The following is a 14,280-nucleotide window of genomic DNA, read 5'->3' as shown; positions in this document are numbered from 1 at the left end:
ATTCAGACTCCTTATTCAGCCGCACGCGTGATGACTTCCACCACGCGCCAGTTCTTGGTCTTGGACATCGGAGCAATCTCGGTCACGCGGACGACATCGCCTTCCTTGCAGGCGTTGTCGGCATCGTGGGCGTGCAGCTTCGTCGAGCGCTTGATGTACTTGCCGTACAACGCGTGCTTGACCTGACGCTCAACCAGGACGGTAACCGTCTTGTCCATCTTGTTGCTGACGACACGGCCTTCGACCGTGCGCAGCGTCTTCTTTTCAGTATTGTCGCTCATAGCGGCCATCCTTACTTCGTGCTGCCGAGCAGGGTCTTGACGCGAGCAATCTCGCGACGGACCCGGCGAATGTCGTGGGTCTTCGGCAGCTGGCCGGTGACCTGCTGCATACGGACAGAGAACTGTTCCTTACGCAGGTCGATCAGGTGGGCCTTGAGTTCGTCAGCCGACTTTTCACGGAGAGTTTTGATATCCATCAGCGCACCGTACGGGTCACGAAAGTGGTGGTGACCGAGAGCTTGGCGGCGGCCAGGCGGAACGCCTCGCGAGCCACTTCCTCGGAAACACCCTCGATTTCATAGATCATGCGGCCGGGCTGGATCTGGGCCACCCAGTATTCCACGTTACCCTTACCAGAACCCATTCGGACTTCGATGGGCTTCTTGGTGATGGGCTTGTCGGGGAACACGCGGATCCACATCTTGCCGCCGCGCTTGACGTAGCGGCTGATCGAGCGGCGGGCCGCTTCGATCTGACGCGCGGTCAGCTGACCGTGTGCGGTTGCCTTCAGGCCGTATTCGCCGAAGCTGACAGCGTTGGCGCTCCAGCTCAGGCCATCGTTACGGCCCTTGTGTACCTTGCGGTACTTGGTTCGCTTGGGTTGCAACATTGTCGTTACCTCGCTTCACGGGCCGGGCGCTGACGGTCACCACGGTCGCCGCGATCGTGACGATCGTTGCGCGACGGGGTGTCGTCCTGCTTTTCCTGGCCAACCTGGGAGAAATCGAAGACCTCGCCCTTGTAGATCCAGACCTTGATGCCGATGATGCCGTAGGTCGTCTTGGCTTCAGCGAAGCCATAGTCGATGTCGGCACGCAGGGTGTGCAGCGGCACGCGGCCTTCGCGGTACCACTCCGAACGGGCGATTTCTGCACCGTTGAGGCGGCCACCAACGTTGACCTTGATGCCCAGGGCACCCAGGCGCATCGCGTTGCCGACCGAGCGCTTCATTGCACGGCGGAACATGATGCGACGCTCCAGCTGCTGGGCGATCGACTCGGCAACGAGCTGCGCGTCCAGTTCCGGCTTGCGCACTTCGGTGACGTTGATGTGCGCCGGGACGCCCATCATTTCGCTCACTTCCTTGCGCAGCTTCTCGATGTCCTCACCGCGCTTGCCGATCACCACGCCCGGACGGGCGGTGTGGATCGTCACGCGAGCGGTCTTGGCCGGACGCTCGATCAGGATCTTGCTGATGCCGGCCTGAGCCAGCTTCTTGCGCAGCATGTCGCGCACTTTCAGGTCGGCTGCCAGGTAACCAGCGAACTCGGCCTTGTTGGCGTACCACTTGGAGTTCCAGTCCTTGGAAATGCCGAGGCGGATACCAATCGGATGAACTTTATGACCCATGGTCTTTTCCTTATCCGCTTACTTGGCGGCGCCCACAACCACAGTGATGTGGCTGGTGCGCTTGAGGATGCGGGTACCGCGGCCTTTCGCCCGCGCCATGAAACGCTTCAGGGTCGGACCTTCATCAACCATGATGGTCTGAACCTTCAGCTCGTCGACGTCGGCGCCCTGGTTGTTTTCGGCATTTGCAATAGCCGACTCCACCACCTTCTTGATCAGGTGGGCAGCCTTCTTGTCCGAGAACTTCAGCAGGTTGACCGCACGCTCGGCCGGCAGACCGCGCACCTGGTCAGCGACCAGACGAGCCTTCTGCGGGGAGATGCGCGCAGTGCGCAGGATGGCTTTCGCTTCCATTGTCATCTCTCCTTACTTGCCCGACTTCTTGTCACCACCGTGACCCTTGAAGGTCCGGGTGATGGCAAATTCGCCGAGCTTGTGGCCGACCATGTTCTCGTTGACGAGAACCGGGATGTGGTTCTTGCCGTTATGCACGGCAATGGTGACGCCTACCATGTCAGGCAGGATCATCGAACGGCGCGACCAGGTCTTGATCGGCTTCTTGCTGCCCGCAGCGGCCTCCACCTTCTTGACGAGGTGGTGATCGACGAACGGGCCCTTCTTGAGTGAACGTGCCATGGTCGATTAGCCCCTACGATCGCGGACGATGAACTGCTGAGTGCGCTTGTTATGGCGCGTCTTGTAACCCTTGGTCGGGACACCCCACGGGGTGACCGGATGCGGATTACCCTGGCCGGCCTTCGCCTCACCACCACCGTGCGGGTGGTCAACCGGGTTCATGGCAGCACCACGAACGGTCGGGCGGACGCCGCGCCAACGCTTGGCACCGGCCTTGCCCAGCTTTTCCAGGCTGTGCTCGTCGTTGCCGACTTCGCCGATGGTGGCGCAGCACTCGACCGGAACCTTGCGCATTTCACCCGAGCGCAGGCGCAGGGTGGCGTAGATGCCTTCACGAGCCACCAGCTGCACGGCCGCACCCGCGGCGCGAGCGATCTGAGCGCCCTTGCCCGGCTTCAGTTCGATGCAGTGGATGGTGGTGCCGACCGGGATGTTGCGCAGCGGCAGGGTGTTGCCGGCCTTGATCGGGGCATCCGAACCAGCGATCACCTGATCACCAGCCTTCAGGCCCTTCGGGGCGATGATGTAGCGACGCTCACCGTCGACGTAGCACAGCAGAGCGATGTGCGCGGTGCGGTTCGGATCGTATTCGATGCGTTCCACGCGCGCCGGGATGCCCAGCTTGTTGCGCTTGAAGTCGATGATGCGGTAGTGCTGCTTGGCACCACCACCGACGTGACGCACGGTGATGCGGCCATGGTGGTTACGACCACCCGAGCGGCTCTGCGACTCGACCAGCGCAGCGTGCGGAGCACCCTTGTGCAGGTCGGGAGTGACCACGCGCACGGCCGAACGGCGGCCGGGGGAAGTGGGCTTGAATTTCATCAATGGCATGGGATGTACCTCAGGCCTTGGCCGTTACATCGATCGACTGGCCATCGGCCAGGCGAACGTACGCCTTGCGCCAATCGCCGCGGCGGCCAGCACGGTTACGGAAGGACTTGTTCTTGCCCTTGACGTTGACCACGTTGACGGCTTCGACCTTGACGTCGAACAGCTGCTCAACCGCGGCCTTTACATCGGCCTTGGTGGCTTCGTTCGAAACTTCGAAGACATACTGGTTGGAGAGTTCCTGCAGGCGCGCGGTCTTTTCGGAGACACGCGGGGCACGCAGCACGCTGAAGATTTTTTCGTTGCTGTTCATGCCAGCCACTCCTCGACCTTCTTGACCGCGTCAGCGGTGATGACGACCGTGTCGGCACCCACCAGCGAGACCGGATCCAGACCCTGGACGTCACGCACCTGCACGTACGGCAGATTGCGGGCGGACAGGTACAGGTGCTCGGACGCTTCTTCGGTGACGATCAGCGGGCGCTTGCCCACTTCCAGGCCGGCCAGCTTGGCGATCAGACCCTTCGTGTTGGTCACTTCGACGTCGAAGGACTCCACGATGGTCAGACGGCCCTGACGGTTCAGCTCGGACAGGATCGCGCACATGGCGGCACGGTACTGCTTACGATTGACCTTCTGCTCGAAGCTGCGCGGCTTGGCCGCGAAGGTGACACCGCCGCCGACGAAGATCGGAGCCGTCAGTGCGCCATGACGCGCGCCGCCGCCCTTCTGCTTCTTCGACTTCTTGGTGGTACCAGCCACTTCGGAGCGAGTCTTCTGTGCCTTGGTGCCGGCGCGACCGGCGTTGCGGTAGGCAACGACGACCTGGTGGACCAGATCTTCGCTGAAATCGCGACCGAACACGGCGTCGGAGACCGAGACCTTGTTGTTGCTACCCGTGATAACGAGTTCCATCGTCATCTCTCCTTATGCCTTGCTCGCCGGACGGACGATCACGTCGCCACCCGCCGCGCCCGGAACGGCGCCGCGAACGGCGATCAGACCGCGCTCGACGTCGACCTTGACCACTTCCAGGTTCTGGGTGCTCTGCTGCACCGCGCCCATGTGGCCCGACATCTTCTTGCCCGGGAAAACGCGACCCGGGGTCTGGCGCTGACCCAGCGAACCCGGCGCGCGATGCGACAGCGAGTTACCGTGGGTTGCATCGCCCATACGGAAGTTGTGGCGCTTGATGGTGCCCTGGAAGCCCTTACCCTTGGTGACACCCTGGACGTCGACGATCTGGCCGACTTCGAAGATGTCCGCCTTGACTTCGCCGCCAACGGCGAAATCGCCGAGCTGCGCGTCTTCAACGCGGAATTCCCACAGGCCACGACCCGCTTCCACCTTCGCCTTGGCGAAGTGGCCGGCTTCCGGCTTGTTGACCAGGGCAGCGCGACGCGCGCCGACGGTCACCTGCACGGCGCTGTAGCCGTCGGTTTCGACGGTCTTGATCTGCGCGATGCGGTTCGGGGTTGCTTCGATCAGGGTCACCGGGATGGAGCGGCCATCTTCAGTGAACACGCGGCTCATGCCGGCCTTGCGGCCCACGAAGCCCAACGAATACTTCTTCGTCATGGTCGTAGTCCTCAGGTCAGCTTGATCTGAACGTCGACGCCGGCAGCCAGTTCGAGCTTCATCAGCGCGTCCACGGTCTTGTCATTCGGGTCAACGATATCGAGCACGCGCTTGTGCGTGCGGGTCTCGTACTGGTCACGCGCGTCCTTGTCGACGTGCGGGGAAACGAGAACGGTGTAACGCTCGATCTTGGTCGGCAGCGGGATCGGGCCACGCACTTGCGCGCCGGTCCGCTTTGCCGTTTCAACGATCTCGCTGGCCGAACGGTCGATCAGACGATGATCGAACGCTTTCAGCCGGATCCGGATCTTTTGGTCCGCCATGGCGGTAGGTTCCTTCGTTAAAAGAGCGACAGACAAAGCCTCTGGGTTGCTTTGTCCCATGAAATTCCTGAATACGGACGGCCCACACTCCTGCAGGCCGACAAGGTCACTCCATAGACCTCAAAAACGTAGGCAGACCCGTTCCCAGGCCTGCCCAGACGTAGAAGCATAATGGCACGCAAGGCAGCTGTCAACAGTCGCCTGTTGACGCCGCCTGAATGGCATTGACCCTTCCTGGTCCGGGGAACACAAGGCACATCCTGTGCCTGCTTTCCCATTTGATACGCCCCGATGCCCTACCCAGGCAACATCGGGGCGCAGATACTACCAGATTACTCGATGATCTTCGAGACCACGCCGGCGCCGACGGTACGGCCGCCTTCGCGGATGGCGAAGCGCAGGCCTTCGTCCATTGCCACCGGGTTGATCAGGGTGACGACCATCTTGACGTTGTCACCCGGCATCACCATTTCGACGCCTTCCGGCAGTGCAGCTGCGCCGGTGATGTCGGTGGTGCGGAAGTAGAACTGCGGACGGTAGCCGTTGAAGAACGGGGTGTGACGGCCGCCCTCGTCCTTCGACAGGACGTAGACTTCGCCTTCGAACTTGGTGTGCGGCTTGATCGAACCCGGCTTGGCCAGGACCTGGCCACGCTCGACGTCGTCACGCTTGGTGCCGCGCAGCAGCAGGCCAGCGTTGTCGCCTGCCTGACCCTGGTCCAGCAGCTTGCGGAACATTTCAACGCCGGTCACGGTGGTCTTCTGCACCGGACGGATGCCGACGATTTCGATTTCGTCGCCAACCTTGATCACGCCGCGCTCGATACGACCGGTCACCACGGTGCCGCGGCCCGAGATCGAGAACACGTCTTCCACCGGCATCAGGAACGGCTTGTCGATCGCGCGCTCCGGCTCCGGAATCCAGCTGTCCAGGGCGTCGACCAGCTTCAGGATGGCCGGCACACCGATGTCGCTCTGGTCGCCTTCCAGCGCCAGACGGGCCGAACCGGCAATGATCGGGGTGTCGTCGCCCGGGAAGTCGTACTTGCTCAGCAGCTCGCGCACTTCCATCTCGACCAGCTCGAGCAGCTCGGCGTCGTCAACCATGTCGGCCTTGTTCAGGAACACGACGATGTACGGCACGCCGACCTGACGCGACAGCAGGATGTGCTCGCGGGTCTGCGGCATCGGGCCGTCAGCGGCCGAGCACACCAGGATCGCGCCGTCCATCTGGGCGGCACCGGTGATCATGTTCTTGACGTAGTCAGCGTGGCCCGGGCAATCGACGTGGGCGTAGTGACGGACCGGGGATTCGTATTCGACGTGCGCGGTCGAGATCGTGATACCACGAGCCTTTTCTTCCGGAGCGGCGTCGATCGAGGAGTAATCCTTGAACTCGCCACCGAAGCGCTCGGCACCGATCTTGGTCAGTGCAGCGGTCAGCGTGGTCTTGCCGTGATCGACGTGACCGATGGTGCCGACGTTGACGTGCGGCTTGGTGCGCTCGAACTTACCCTTTGCCATTGTTCTATACCTTGATTGTTCGTAAGTGGTTTCAAGAGAGGCTGAGCGAGGCTCAGCCCTTCTTCATGACGGCTTCGGCGATGTTGGTCGGCGCCGGCTCGTAGTGATCGAATTCCATGGTGAAGGTGGCGCGGCCCTGGGTCTGCGAACGCAGCGCAGTGGCGTAGCCGAACATTTCACCCAGCGGGATCATCGCGTTGATGATGCTGGCCGAACCGTCACCGGTGGTGTCGGAACCCTGCAGCACGCCGCGACGACGGCTGACGTCGCCCATCACGTCACCCTGGTAATCCTCCGGGGTCACGATCTCGACCTTCATGATCGGCTCCAGCAGCACCGGCTTGGCCTTGGCGAAGCCCTGCTTGAAGGCCATCGACGAAGCCAGCTTGAACGCCATTTCCGAGGAGTCGACGTCGTGGTACGAACCGAACACCAGCTTCACCTTGACGTCCACGACCGGGAAGCCAGCCAGCGGGCCGCTGGTGATGGTTTCGCGCAGGCCCTTTTCAACCGACGGAATGAATTCCTTCGGGATCACGCCGCCGGTGATGTCGTTGATGAACAGGAAGTCATCCTTGATCATCGGAGCGATCTTCGGATCGGCACGATCTTCAGCGGTGATCGGCGACAGCTCGATCACGACGTGACCGTACTGACCCTTACCACCGGACTGCTTGGCGTGCTTGTAGTCCGACTTGACGTCGGCCAGGGTGATGGTTTCGCGGTAGGCCACCTGCGGCGCGCCGACGTTGGCTTCAACGTTGAACTCGCGCTTCAGGCGGTCGACGATGATGTCCAGGTGCAGCTCGCCCATGCCCGAGATGATGGTCTGGCCGGATTCTTCGTCGGTCTTGACGCGGAACGACGGATCTTCCTGCGCCAGACGGCCCAGGGCCAGACCCATCTTTTCCTGGTCCGACTTGGTCTTCGGCTCGACGGCCATCGAGATCACCGGCTCCGGGAACGTCATGCGCTCCAGGATGATCGGGGCGTCCACGGCGCACAGGGTGTCACCGGTGGTGGTGTCCTTCAGGCCCACGGCAGCGGCGATGTCACCGGCCAGAACTTCCTTGATTTCCTCGCGGTTGTTCGAGTGCATCTGCAGGATGCGGCCGATGCGCTCCTTCTTGCCCTTCACCGAGTTCAGCACGGTGTCGCCACCGTTCAGGGTGCCCGAGTAGACACGGAAGAAGGTCAGCGCGCCGACGAACGGGTCGGTGATGATCTTGAAGGCCAGCGACGAGAACGGAGCCTTGTCGTCCGACTTGCGGGTCATTTCGACGGTGTCGTCGTCAACGTCCACGCCCTTCACGTCCGGCACGTCGACCGGCGACGGCAGCAGCTGGATCACGCCGTCCAGCATGGCCTGCACGCCCTTGTTCTTGAAGGCCGAGCCGCAGTACATCGGCACGATTTCAGTGGCCAGGGTGCGGGTACGCAGCGCATTGATGATTTCAGCCTCGGCCAGCTCTTCGCCGCCCAGGTACTTTTCCATCAGCTCTTCGCTGGCTTCGGCAGCGGTCTCGACCATGAACTGGCGAGCCTCTTCAGCCGGGCCCTGCAGTTCGGCCGGGATTTCACCGTACTCGAACTTCATGCCCTGCGAAGCCTCATCCCAATGGATGGCCTTCATCTTCAGCAGGTCGACAACGCCCTTGAAGTTGTCTTCAGCGCCGATCGGCAGCTGCATCGGCACGGCAACCGCGCCCAGCTTGGCCTTCAGCTGGCCGACGACCTTCTGGAAGTTGGCACCGGTGCGGTCCATCTTGTTGACGAACGCGATGCGCGGCACGTGGTACTTGTTGGCCTGGCGCCACACGGTTTCCGACTGCGGCTGCACGCCACCGACGGCGCACAGGACGAAGACGGCACCGTCGAGCACGCGCAGCGAGCGCTCCACTTCGATGGTGAAGTCGACGTGCCCGGGGGTGTCGATGATGTTGAAGCGGTGCTCCGGCAGGGACTTGTCCATGCCCTTCCAGAACGCGGTGGTGGCAGCGGACTGGATCGTGATGCCACGCTCCTGCTCCTGCTCCATCCAGTCCATGGTGGCGGCGCCGTCGTGCACTTCACCGATCTTGTGGCTCTTGCCGGTGTAGAACAGGATGCGCTCGGACGTGGTGGTCTTGCCGGCATCGATGTGAGCCATGATGCCGAAGTTACGGTAACGCTCGATGGGAGTGGAACGGGCCACGGGAGCCTCTCAGATTTCTTGGATTTCGGATGGCCGAACGCCGCCTTTCGGCGGCCTTCGGATTGGCGCAGCCCTTCTGGGACCGCGAGGCAGCACGCACCGAAGTGGTGCTGCCCTGCCTGTTTTACAAGGCCGTCAAACTCACCAGCGGTAGTGGGCGAATGCCTTGTTGGCTTCGGCCATGCGGTGGGTTTCTTCGCGCTTCTTGATGGCGCCGCCACGGTTTTCCGAGGCGTCGATCAGTTCAGCAGCCAGCTTCTTCGGCATGGTGTTCTCACCACGCTTGCGCGCGGAGTCGATCAGCCAGCGCATGGCCAGAGCCATCTTGCGCGACGAACGCACTTCGACCGGCACCTGGTAGGTGGCACCACCGACGCGGCGCGACTTGACTTCGACCGCCGGAGCGACGTTGTCCAGAGCCTTCTGCACCAGCTCAATGGCGTTGGCGCTGCTGTTCTTCTCGGTGATCACGTCCATGGCGCCGTACACGATCTTTTCGGCGACGGACTTCTTGCCGCTCTGCATGACCATGTTGATGAAGCGGGCGATGGTTTCGCTTCCGTGCTTCGGATCGGGCAGGACGGAACGCTGCGGAGTATTACCCTTACGCGACATAGTGCTCTCTCCTTATGCCTTCGGACGCTTGGCGCCGTACTTGGAACGGGCCTGGCGACGCTTGGCAACGCCGGCGGCGTCGAGCGAGCCACGAACGGTGTGGTAACGCACACCCGGCAGGTCCTTGACGCGACCGCCGCGGATCAGGACCACGGAGTGCTCCTGCAGGTTGTGGCCTTCACCACCGATGTAGGAAATCACTTCTTCCTGGTTGGTCAGGCGGACCTTGGCAACCTTGCGCAGAGCCGAGTTCGGCTTCTTCGGAGTGGTGGTGTAGACACGGGTGCAGACGCCACGGCGCTGCGGGCACTTGTCGAGCGCCGGCGAGGCACTCTTGTAGGTGGTCGCTTGCCGCGGCTTGCGGACCAGCTGGTTGATCGTCGCCATCAGTAGGTTCTTCTGATTGGTGGCCGGAAAATCCGACCAGAGATGCGGAAATGTTAAAGCAGGCCAAAATTCTGGCCTGCTGAGACAGACGATTGTAGCAACCCGTCAGGAAAGCAGTCAAACGCCTCCTGTCAAGCCCGTTCCTGATCCTGGAACGTTACTGGGGGGCCTCCATGTACCCCGTTCAGGTTGGCCGGGGCGATCGCGGACGACCTCCCCTGCCCTTTCCCTACCCGTCGATGAACCGACGGGGTGGTCCGGCCTTGCGGCCGGACCGGATACCTCATTCTTCGCCGGACGCCTGTTCAGCTTCAGCTTCAACGGCCGGAGCCTCGACTGCAGCCGGGGTGCCGGTCAGGGCCTGCATCTCCGAGTCGGTCAGACCCGAAGCGCCGCGGCGGCGGCTGCTGTGGTACGACAGACCGGTACCGGCCGGGATCAGGCGGCCCACGATCACGTTTTCCTTCAGACCGCGCAGGTTGTCCTTGGTACCGCGGACGGCCGCTTCGGTCAGCACGCGGGTGGTTTCCTGGAACGACGCGGCCGAGATGAACGATTCGGTCGCCAGCGAGGCCTTGGTGATACCCAGCAGGACCGGATCGAAGTGCGCCGGCAGCTCGTTGCGGGTCGACAGGCGCGCATTCTCCTCGATAACGCGCTGACGCTCCACCTGCTCGCCGTTCAGGAACTTGCTGCTGCCCTGGTCGGTGATCTCGACCTTGCGCAGCATCTGGCGGGTGATCACCTCGATGTGCTTGTCGTTGATCTTCACGCCCTGCAGGCGGTACACGTCCTGGATTTCCTTCACCAGGTAGGCCGCCAACGGTTCGACACCCAGCAGGCGCAGGATGTCCTGCGGGCTCGGCTCGCCGTCCACGATGGTTTCACCCTTGGTGACATGCTCGCCTTCGAACACGATGACCTGGCGGTACTTCGGAATCAGCTCTTCGTGCTCCGAACCATCGGTGTCCTTGATGATCAGGCGCTGCTTGCCCTTGGTGTCCTTGCCGAAGCTGATGATGCCCGAACGCTCGGCCAGCACCGCCGGATCCTTCGGCTTGCGCGCTTCGAACAGATCGGCCACGCGCGGCAGACCACCGGTGATGTCGCGGGTCTTCGACGCTTCCTGCGGAATCTTGGCGACCACGTCACCCACGCCGACGGCAGCGCCGTCCTGCAGGTTGACGATCGAGCGCGGCGGCAGCAGGTACTGCGCCGGCAGGTCGGTGCCCGGAATCGACAGGTCGTTGCCCTTGGCGTCGACGATGCGCACGATCGGGCGCAGATCCTTGGCCTGGGTACCACGACGCTTCGGATCGGTGATTTCGCGCGAAGCAAGGCCGGTCAGCTCGTCGGTCTTCTCGATGACGGTGATGCCGTCGACGAAGTCGATGAAGCGGATGAAGCCGGCCACTTCCGACACGATCGGGTGGTTATGCGGATCCCAGTTGGCCACGGTCTGGCCCGCCTTGATCGCATCACCGTCCTTGGACGTGATGGTCGCACCGTACGGCAGCTTGTAACGCTCACGCTCACGGCCGTGGGCATCGAGCACCGAGATTTCGCCCGAGCGCGACACTGCCACCAGCGAGCCGTTGGCATGCTCGACGGACTTGAGGTTGCTGAACTTGACCGAGCCGGTGGTCTTGACGGTGATGTTGTCGACCGCAGCAGCTCGCGACGCCGCACCACCGATGTGGAACGTACGCATGGTCAGCTGGGTACCCGGCTCACCGATGGACTGGGCGGCGATGACGCCGACCGCTTCACCGATGTTGACCAGGTGACCACGGGCCAGATCGCGGCCGTAGCAGCGCGAGCAGACACCGAAGGCCGATTCGCAGGAGATGGTCGAGCGGACCTTGATGGTCTGCACGCCGGCATCTTCCAGCTTGGCAACCCAGGCTTCGTCCAGCAGGGTGTTGCGGGTGACGATCGGATCTTCGTCGTTGCCCGGCAGGAACACGTCCTCGGCAACCACGCGACCCAGCACGCGGTCCTTCAGCGGCTCGACCACGTCGCCGCCTTCCACGATCGGGGTCATGATCAGGCCTTCGGTGGTACCGCAATCCACCTCGGTGATCACCACGTCCTGCGCGACGTCGACCAGACGACGGGTCAGGTAACCCGAGTTCGCGGTCTTCAGCGCGGTATCGGCCAGACCCTTACGGGCACCGTGGGTGGAGTTGAAGTACTCCTGCACGTTCAGGCCTTCGCGGAAGTTCGCCTTGATGGGCGTCTCGATGATCGAGCCATCCGGACGGGCCATCAGGCCGCGCATGCCGGCCAGCTGACGGATCTGCGCCTGCGAACCACGCGCACCGGAGTCGGCCATGATGTACAGCGAGTTCATCGACTTCTGGTCGATGGTCTCACCCTTGGCGTTGACCACCTTCTCGGTACCGATGGTGTCCATCATCGCCTTGGCGATGCGCTCGTTGGTGCGCGACCAGATGTCGACCACCTTGTTGTAGCGCTCGCCGGCGGTGACCAGGCCCGACTGGTACTGCTCCTGGATTTCCAGCACTTCGGCTTCGGCCTCGGTGAGGATGCCCTTCTTCTCGTCCGGGATCAGCATGTCGTCGATGCCGATGGAGACGCCGGCGCGGGTCGCGTACGCGAAGCCGGTGTACATCAGCTTGTCGGCGAACACGACCGTGTCCTTCAGGCCCAGCTGGCGGTAGCTGGAGTTGATCAGGCGGCTGATGTTCTTCTTGGTCAGCTCAACATTGGCCAGCGCGAACGGCAGGCCTTCCGGCAGGATTTCAGCCAGCAGGGCGCGACCGATCGTGGTGTCCACGATCGAGGTCTTGTTCTGCTTGTTGCCGTCTTCGTCGGTCACCACCTCGGTGATGCGGACCTTGACCTTGGCGTGCAGTTCCACCACGCGGTTGTCGTAGGCACGCTTGACTTCGGCGATGTTGGCGAAGGCCATGCCCTCGCCCTTCTTGTTTTCCAGCGAGCGGGTCATGTAGTACAGACCCAGCACGACGTCCTGCGACGGCACGATGATCGGCTCGCCGTTGGCCGGCGACAGGATGTTGTTGGTGGACATCATCAGCGCACGCGCTTCCAGCTGGGCTTCCAGCGAGAGCGGCACGTGGACGGCCATCTGGTCACCGTCGAAGTCGGCGTTGAACGCGGTGCAGACCAGCGGGTGCAGCTGGATGGCCTTGCCTTCGATCAGCACCGGCTCGAACGCCTGGATGCCCAGACGGTGCAGGGTCGGCGCACGGTTCAGCATCACCGGATGCTCGCGGATGACCTCTTCCAGGATGTCCCAGACTTCGGCTTCTTCGCGCTCGACCAGCTTCTTGGCAGCCTTGATGGTGGTGGCCAGGCCACGACGCTGCAGCTTGGCGAAGACGAACGGCTTGAACAGCTCGAGCGCCATCTTCTTCGGCAGGCCGCACTGGTGCAGGCGCAGGTACGGACCGACCACGATGACCGAACGGCCCGAGTAGTCGACGCGCTTGCCGAGCAGGTTCTGGCGGAAGCGACCCTGCTTGCCCTTGATCATGTCGGCCAGCGACTTCAGCGGGCGCTTGTTGGTGCCGGTGATGGCACGGCCACGACGGCCGTTGTCCAGCAGCGCATCGACCGATTCCTGCAGCATGCGCTTTTCATTGCGCACGATGATGTCCGGCGCGCTCAGTTCGAGCAGGCGGCGCAGGCGGTTGTTGCGGTTGATGACGCGGCGGTACAGGTCGTTCAGGTCGGAGGTCGCGAAGCGGCCGCCATCCAGCGGAACCAGCGGACGCAGGTCCGGCGGAAGCACCGGCAGCACGGTCATGACCATCCATTCCGGACGGTTGCCCGATTCCAGGAAGGCTTCGATCAGCTTGATGCGCTTGGTGAGGCGCTTGAGCTTGGTTTCCGAACCGGTAGCGGCGATTTCCTCGCGCAGGCGGGTCATTTCCGACTGCAGGTCGATGGTGCGCAGCAGTTCGTACACGGCCTCGGCGCCCATGGCGGCGTCGAAGTCGTCACCGTGCTCCTGGCGGGCCTGCAGGTACTGTTCTTCGGTCAGCAGCTGGCGGCGTTCCAGGGCGGTCAGGCCCGGCTCGGTCACCACGTAGGCTTCGAAGTACAGCACGCGCTCGATGTCGCGCAGGGTCATGTCCAGCATCAGGCCGATGCGCGACGGCAGCGACTTCAGGAACCAGATGTGCGCGACCGGCGAGGCCAGGTCGATGTGGCCCATGCGCTCGCGACGCACCTTGGCCAGGGTCACTTCGGTGCCGCACTTTTCGCAGACCACGCCGCGGTGCTTCATGCGCTTGTACTTGCCGCACAGGCACTCGTAGTCCTTCACCGGGCCGAAGATGGCGGCGCAGAACAGGCCGTCGCGTTCCGGCTTGAAGGTACGGTAGTTGATGGTTTCCGGCTTCTTCACTTCGCCGAAGGACCACGAACGGATCAGGTCCGGCGAAGCCAGCGCGATCTTGATCGCGTCGAAGTCCAGCGTCTGGCGCTGCTGGTTGAAGAGGTTGAGCAGGTCTTTCATGGTGTTCTCCAGAAGGAGGAATGCTGTGTCGATGGGCTTTCAGTTCACTGCCAGC

16 protein-coding genes are annotated in these 14,280 nt (G+C 62.7%); all 16 read right to left on the bottom strand.

The genetic code is table 11. The annotated features are described in order from the left end of the window. Positions 1 to 11: 11 nt before the first annotated feature. The 16 genes from rpsQ to rpoC all read right to left on the bottom strand — a co-directional run bounded on the left by rpsQ (position 12) and on the right by rpoC (position 14,225). Positions 12 to 281: a 30S ribosomal protein S17 gene (gene rpsQ, locus GOC52_RS03800; protein ID WP_004154489.1), complete on the bottom strand. Its 270-nt coding sequence runs from the start codon at positions 279 to 281 to the stop codon at positions 12 to 14. Positions 282 to 292: 11 nt separating this feature from the next. Then, entirely contained in the window at positions 293 to 478 is a 186-nt protein-coding gene (rpmC, locus tag GOC52_RS03795) for a 50S ribosomal protein L29 (RefSeq protein WP_004154487.1), read from the bottom strand. After that, entirely contained in the window at positions 478 to 891 is a 414-nt protein-coding gene (gene rplP / locus GOC52_RS03790; protein ID WP_004154486.1) for a 50S ribosomal protein L16, read from the bottom strand. Before rplP ends, rpmC begins: the two co-directional genes overlap by 1 nt. A 5-nt stretch (positions 892 to 896) precedes the next feature. Next, entirely contained in the window at positions 897 to 1,631 is a 735-nt protein-coding gene (gene rpsC / locus GOC52_RS03785) for a 30S ribosomal protein S3 (RefSeq protein WP_005415414.1), read from the bottom strand. 18 nt (positions 1,632 to 1,649) lie between these two features. Next, complete coding sequence (gene rplV, locus GOC52_RS03780; RefSeq protein WP_004145348.1) at positions 1,650 to 1,985, bottom strand: 50S ribosomal protein L22; 336 nt, start codon at positions 1,983 to 1,985, stop codon at positions 1,650 to 1,652. 12 nt (positions 1,986 to 1,997) lie between these two features. Beyond that, a complete protein-coding gene (gene rpsS, locus GOC52_RS03775; RefSeq protein ID WP_004154485.1) occupies positions 1,998 to 2,267 on the bottom strand; it encodes a 30S ribosomal protein S19 in 270 nt (89 codons plus the stop codon). Between the two features lie 6 nt (positions 2,268 to 2,273). Then, on the bottom strand, positions 2,274 to 3,101 hold the full coding sequence (gene rplB, locus GOC52_RS03770) for a 50S ribosomal protein L2 (protein WP_004145339.1): 828 nt from the start codon (positions 3,099 to 3,101) through the stop codon (positions 2,274 to 2,276). Between the two features lie 10 nt (positions 3,102 to 3,111). Further along, positions 3,112 to 3,411: a 50S ribosomal protein L23 gene (gene rplW / locus GOC52_RS03765; protein ID WP_004145338.1), complete on the bottom strand. Its 300-nt coding sequence runs from the start codon at positions 3,409 to 3,411 to the stop codon at positions 3,112 to 3,114. Next, positions 3,408 to 4,013 (bottom strand): 50S ribosomal protein L4, encoded by a 606-nt coding sequence (gene rplD, locus GOC52_RS03760; protein ID WP_004145337.1) that lies wholly within the window; start codon positions 4,011 to 4,013, stop codon positions 3,408 to 3,410. The genes rplW and rplD overlap by 4 nt, the downstream gene beginning before the upstream one ends. Positions 4,014 to 4,025: 12 nt before the next feature. Further along, positions 4,026 to 4,676, bottom strand: a complete 651-nt coding sequence (rplC, locus tag GOC52_RS03755; RefSeq protein ID WP_004145336.1) for a 50S ribosomal protein L3 — start codon at positions 4,674 to 4,676, stop codon at positions 4,026 to 4,028. 11 nt (positions 4,677 to 4,687) lie between these two features. Then, the gene (gene rpsJ, locus GOC52_RS03750) at positions 4,688 to 4,999 is read right to left on the bottom strand and encodes a 30S ribosomal protein S10 (protein WP_005408208.1); all 312 of its coding nucleotides are present in this window, start codon (positions 4,997 to 4,999) and stop codon (positions 4,688 to 4,690) included. A gap of 332 nt (positions 5,000 to 5,331) precedes the next feature. Then, positions 5,332 to 6,522 carry an elongation factor Tu gene (gene tuf, locus GOC52_RS03745; RefSeq protein ID WP_004154360.1) on the bottom strand — a complete coding sequence of 397 codons (1,191 nt, stop codon included), beginning with the start codon at positions 6,520 to 6,522 and terminating at the stop codon, positions 5,332 to 5,334. A gap of 52 nt (positions 6,523 to 6,574) precedes the next feature. Further along, positions 6,575 to 8,716 (bottom strand): elongation factor G, encoded by a 2,142-nt coding sequence (gene fusA, locus GOC52_RS03740; protein ID WP_010480354.1) that lies wholly within the window; start codon positions 8,714 to 8,716, stop codon positions 6,575 to 6,577. Positions 8,717 to 8,857: 141 nt separating this feature from the next. Further along, positions 8,858 to 9,331, bottom strand: a complete 474-nt coding sequence (rpsG, locus tag GOC52_RS03735) for a 30S ribosomal protein S7 (protein WP_004145321.1) — start codon at positions 9,329 to 9,331, stop codon at positions 8,858 to 8,860. A 12-nt stretch (positions 9,332 to 9,343) separates the two neighbouring features. Continuing rightward, complete coding sequence (rpsL, locus tag GOC52_RS03730; RefSeq protein ID WP_004145320.1) at positions 9,344 to 9,718, bottom strand: 30S ribosomal protein S12; 375 nt, start codon at positions 9,716 to 9,718, stop codon at positions 9,344 to 9,346. Between the two features lie 283 nt (positions 9,719 to 10,001). Beyond that, positions 10,002 to 14,225: a DNA-directed RNA polymerase subunit beta' gene (rpoC, locus tag GOC52_RS03725; RefSeq protein ID WP_010480372.1), complete on the bottom strand. Its 4,224-nt coding sequence runs from the start codon at positions 14,223 to 14,225 to the stop codon at positions 10,002 to 10,004. Between the last annotated feature and the right edge of the window lie 55 nt (positions 14,226 to 14,280).

This window comes from Stenotrophomonas sp. SXG-1, assembly GCF_014083965.1.
In the GTDB taxonomy this organism is placed as follows: domain Bacteria; phylum Pseudomonadota; class Gammaproteobacteria; order Xanthomonadales; family Xanthomonadaceae; genus Stenotrophomonas; species Stenotrophomonas geniculata.
The sequence above is the reverse complement of the archived record's forward strand: the minus strand, read 5'-3'. Positions and strand labels throughout refer to the sequence as shown.

Excerpts from the sequence above, each read along its gene's own strand:
- rpsS (WP_004154485.1), bottom strand. The coding sequence starts at position 2,267 with ATGGCACGTTCACTCAAGAAGGGCCCGTTCGTCGATCACCACCTCGTC.
- rpsL (WP_004145320.1), bottom strand. The coding sequence starts at position 9,718 with ATGGCGACGATCAACCAGCTGGTCCGCAAGCCGCGGCAAGCGACCACC.
- rplD (WP_004145337.1), bottom strand. The coding sequence starts at position 4,013 with ATGGAACTCGTTATCACGGGTAGCAACAACAAGGTCTCGGTCTCCGAC.
- rplV (WP_004145348.1), bottom strand. The coding sequence starts at position 1,985 with ATGGAAGCGAAAGCCATCCTGCGCACTGCGCGCATCTCCCCGCAGAAG.
- rpmC (WP_004154487.1), bottom strand. The coding sequence starts at position 478 with ATGGATATCAAAACTCTCCGTGAAAAGTCGGCTGACGAACTCAAGGCC.
- rplW (WP_004145338.1), bottom strand. The coding sequence starts at position 3,411 with ATGAACAGCAACGAAAAAATCTTCAGCGTGCTGCGTGCCCCGCGTGTC.
- tuf (WP_004154360.1), bottom strand. The coding sequence starts at position 6,522 with ATGGCAAAGGGTAAGTTCGAGCGCACCAAGCCGCACGTCAACGTCGGC.
- rplB (WP_004145339.1), bottom strand. The coding sequence starts at position 3,101 with ATGCCATTGATGAAATTCAAGCCCACTTCCCCCGGCCGCCGTTCGGCC.
- rpsQ (WP_004154489.1), bottom strand. The coding sequence starts at position 281 with ATGAGCGACAATACTGAAAAGAAGACGCTGCGCACGGTCGAAGGCCGT.
- rpoC (WP_010480372.1), bottom strand. The coding sequence starts at position 14,225 with ATGAAAGACCTGCTCAACCTCTTCAACCAGCAGCGCCAGACGCTGGAC.
- rplC (WP_004145336.1), bottom strand. The coding sequence starts at position 4,676 with ATGACGAAGAAGTATTCGTTGGGCTTCGTGGGCCGCAAGGCCGGCATG.
- rpsC (WP_005415414.1), bottom strand. The coding sequence starts at position 1,631 with ATGGGTCATAAAGTTCATCCGATTGGTATCCGCCTCGGCATTTCCAAG.
- rplP (WP_004154486.1), bottom strand. The coding sequence starts at position 891 with ATGTTGCAACCCAAGCGAACCAAGTACCGCAAGGTACACAAGGGCCGT.
- rpsJ (WP_005408208.1), bottom strand. The coding sequence starts at position 4,999 with ATGGCGGACCAAAAGATCCGGATCCGGCTGAAAGCGTTCGATCATCGT.
- rpsG (WP_004145321.1), bottom strand. The coding sequence starts at position 9,331 with ATGTCGCGTAAGGGTAATACTCCGCAGCGTTCCGTCCTGCCCGATCCG.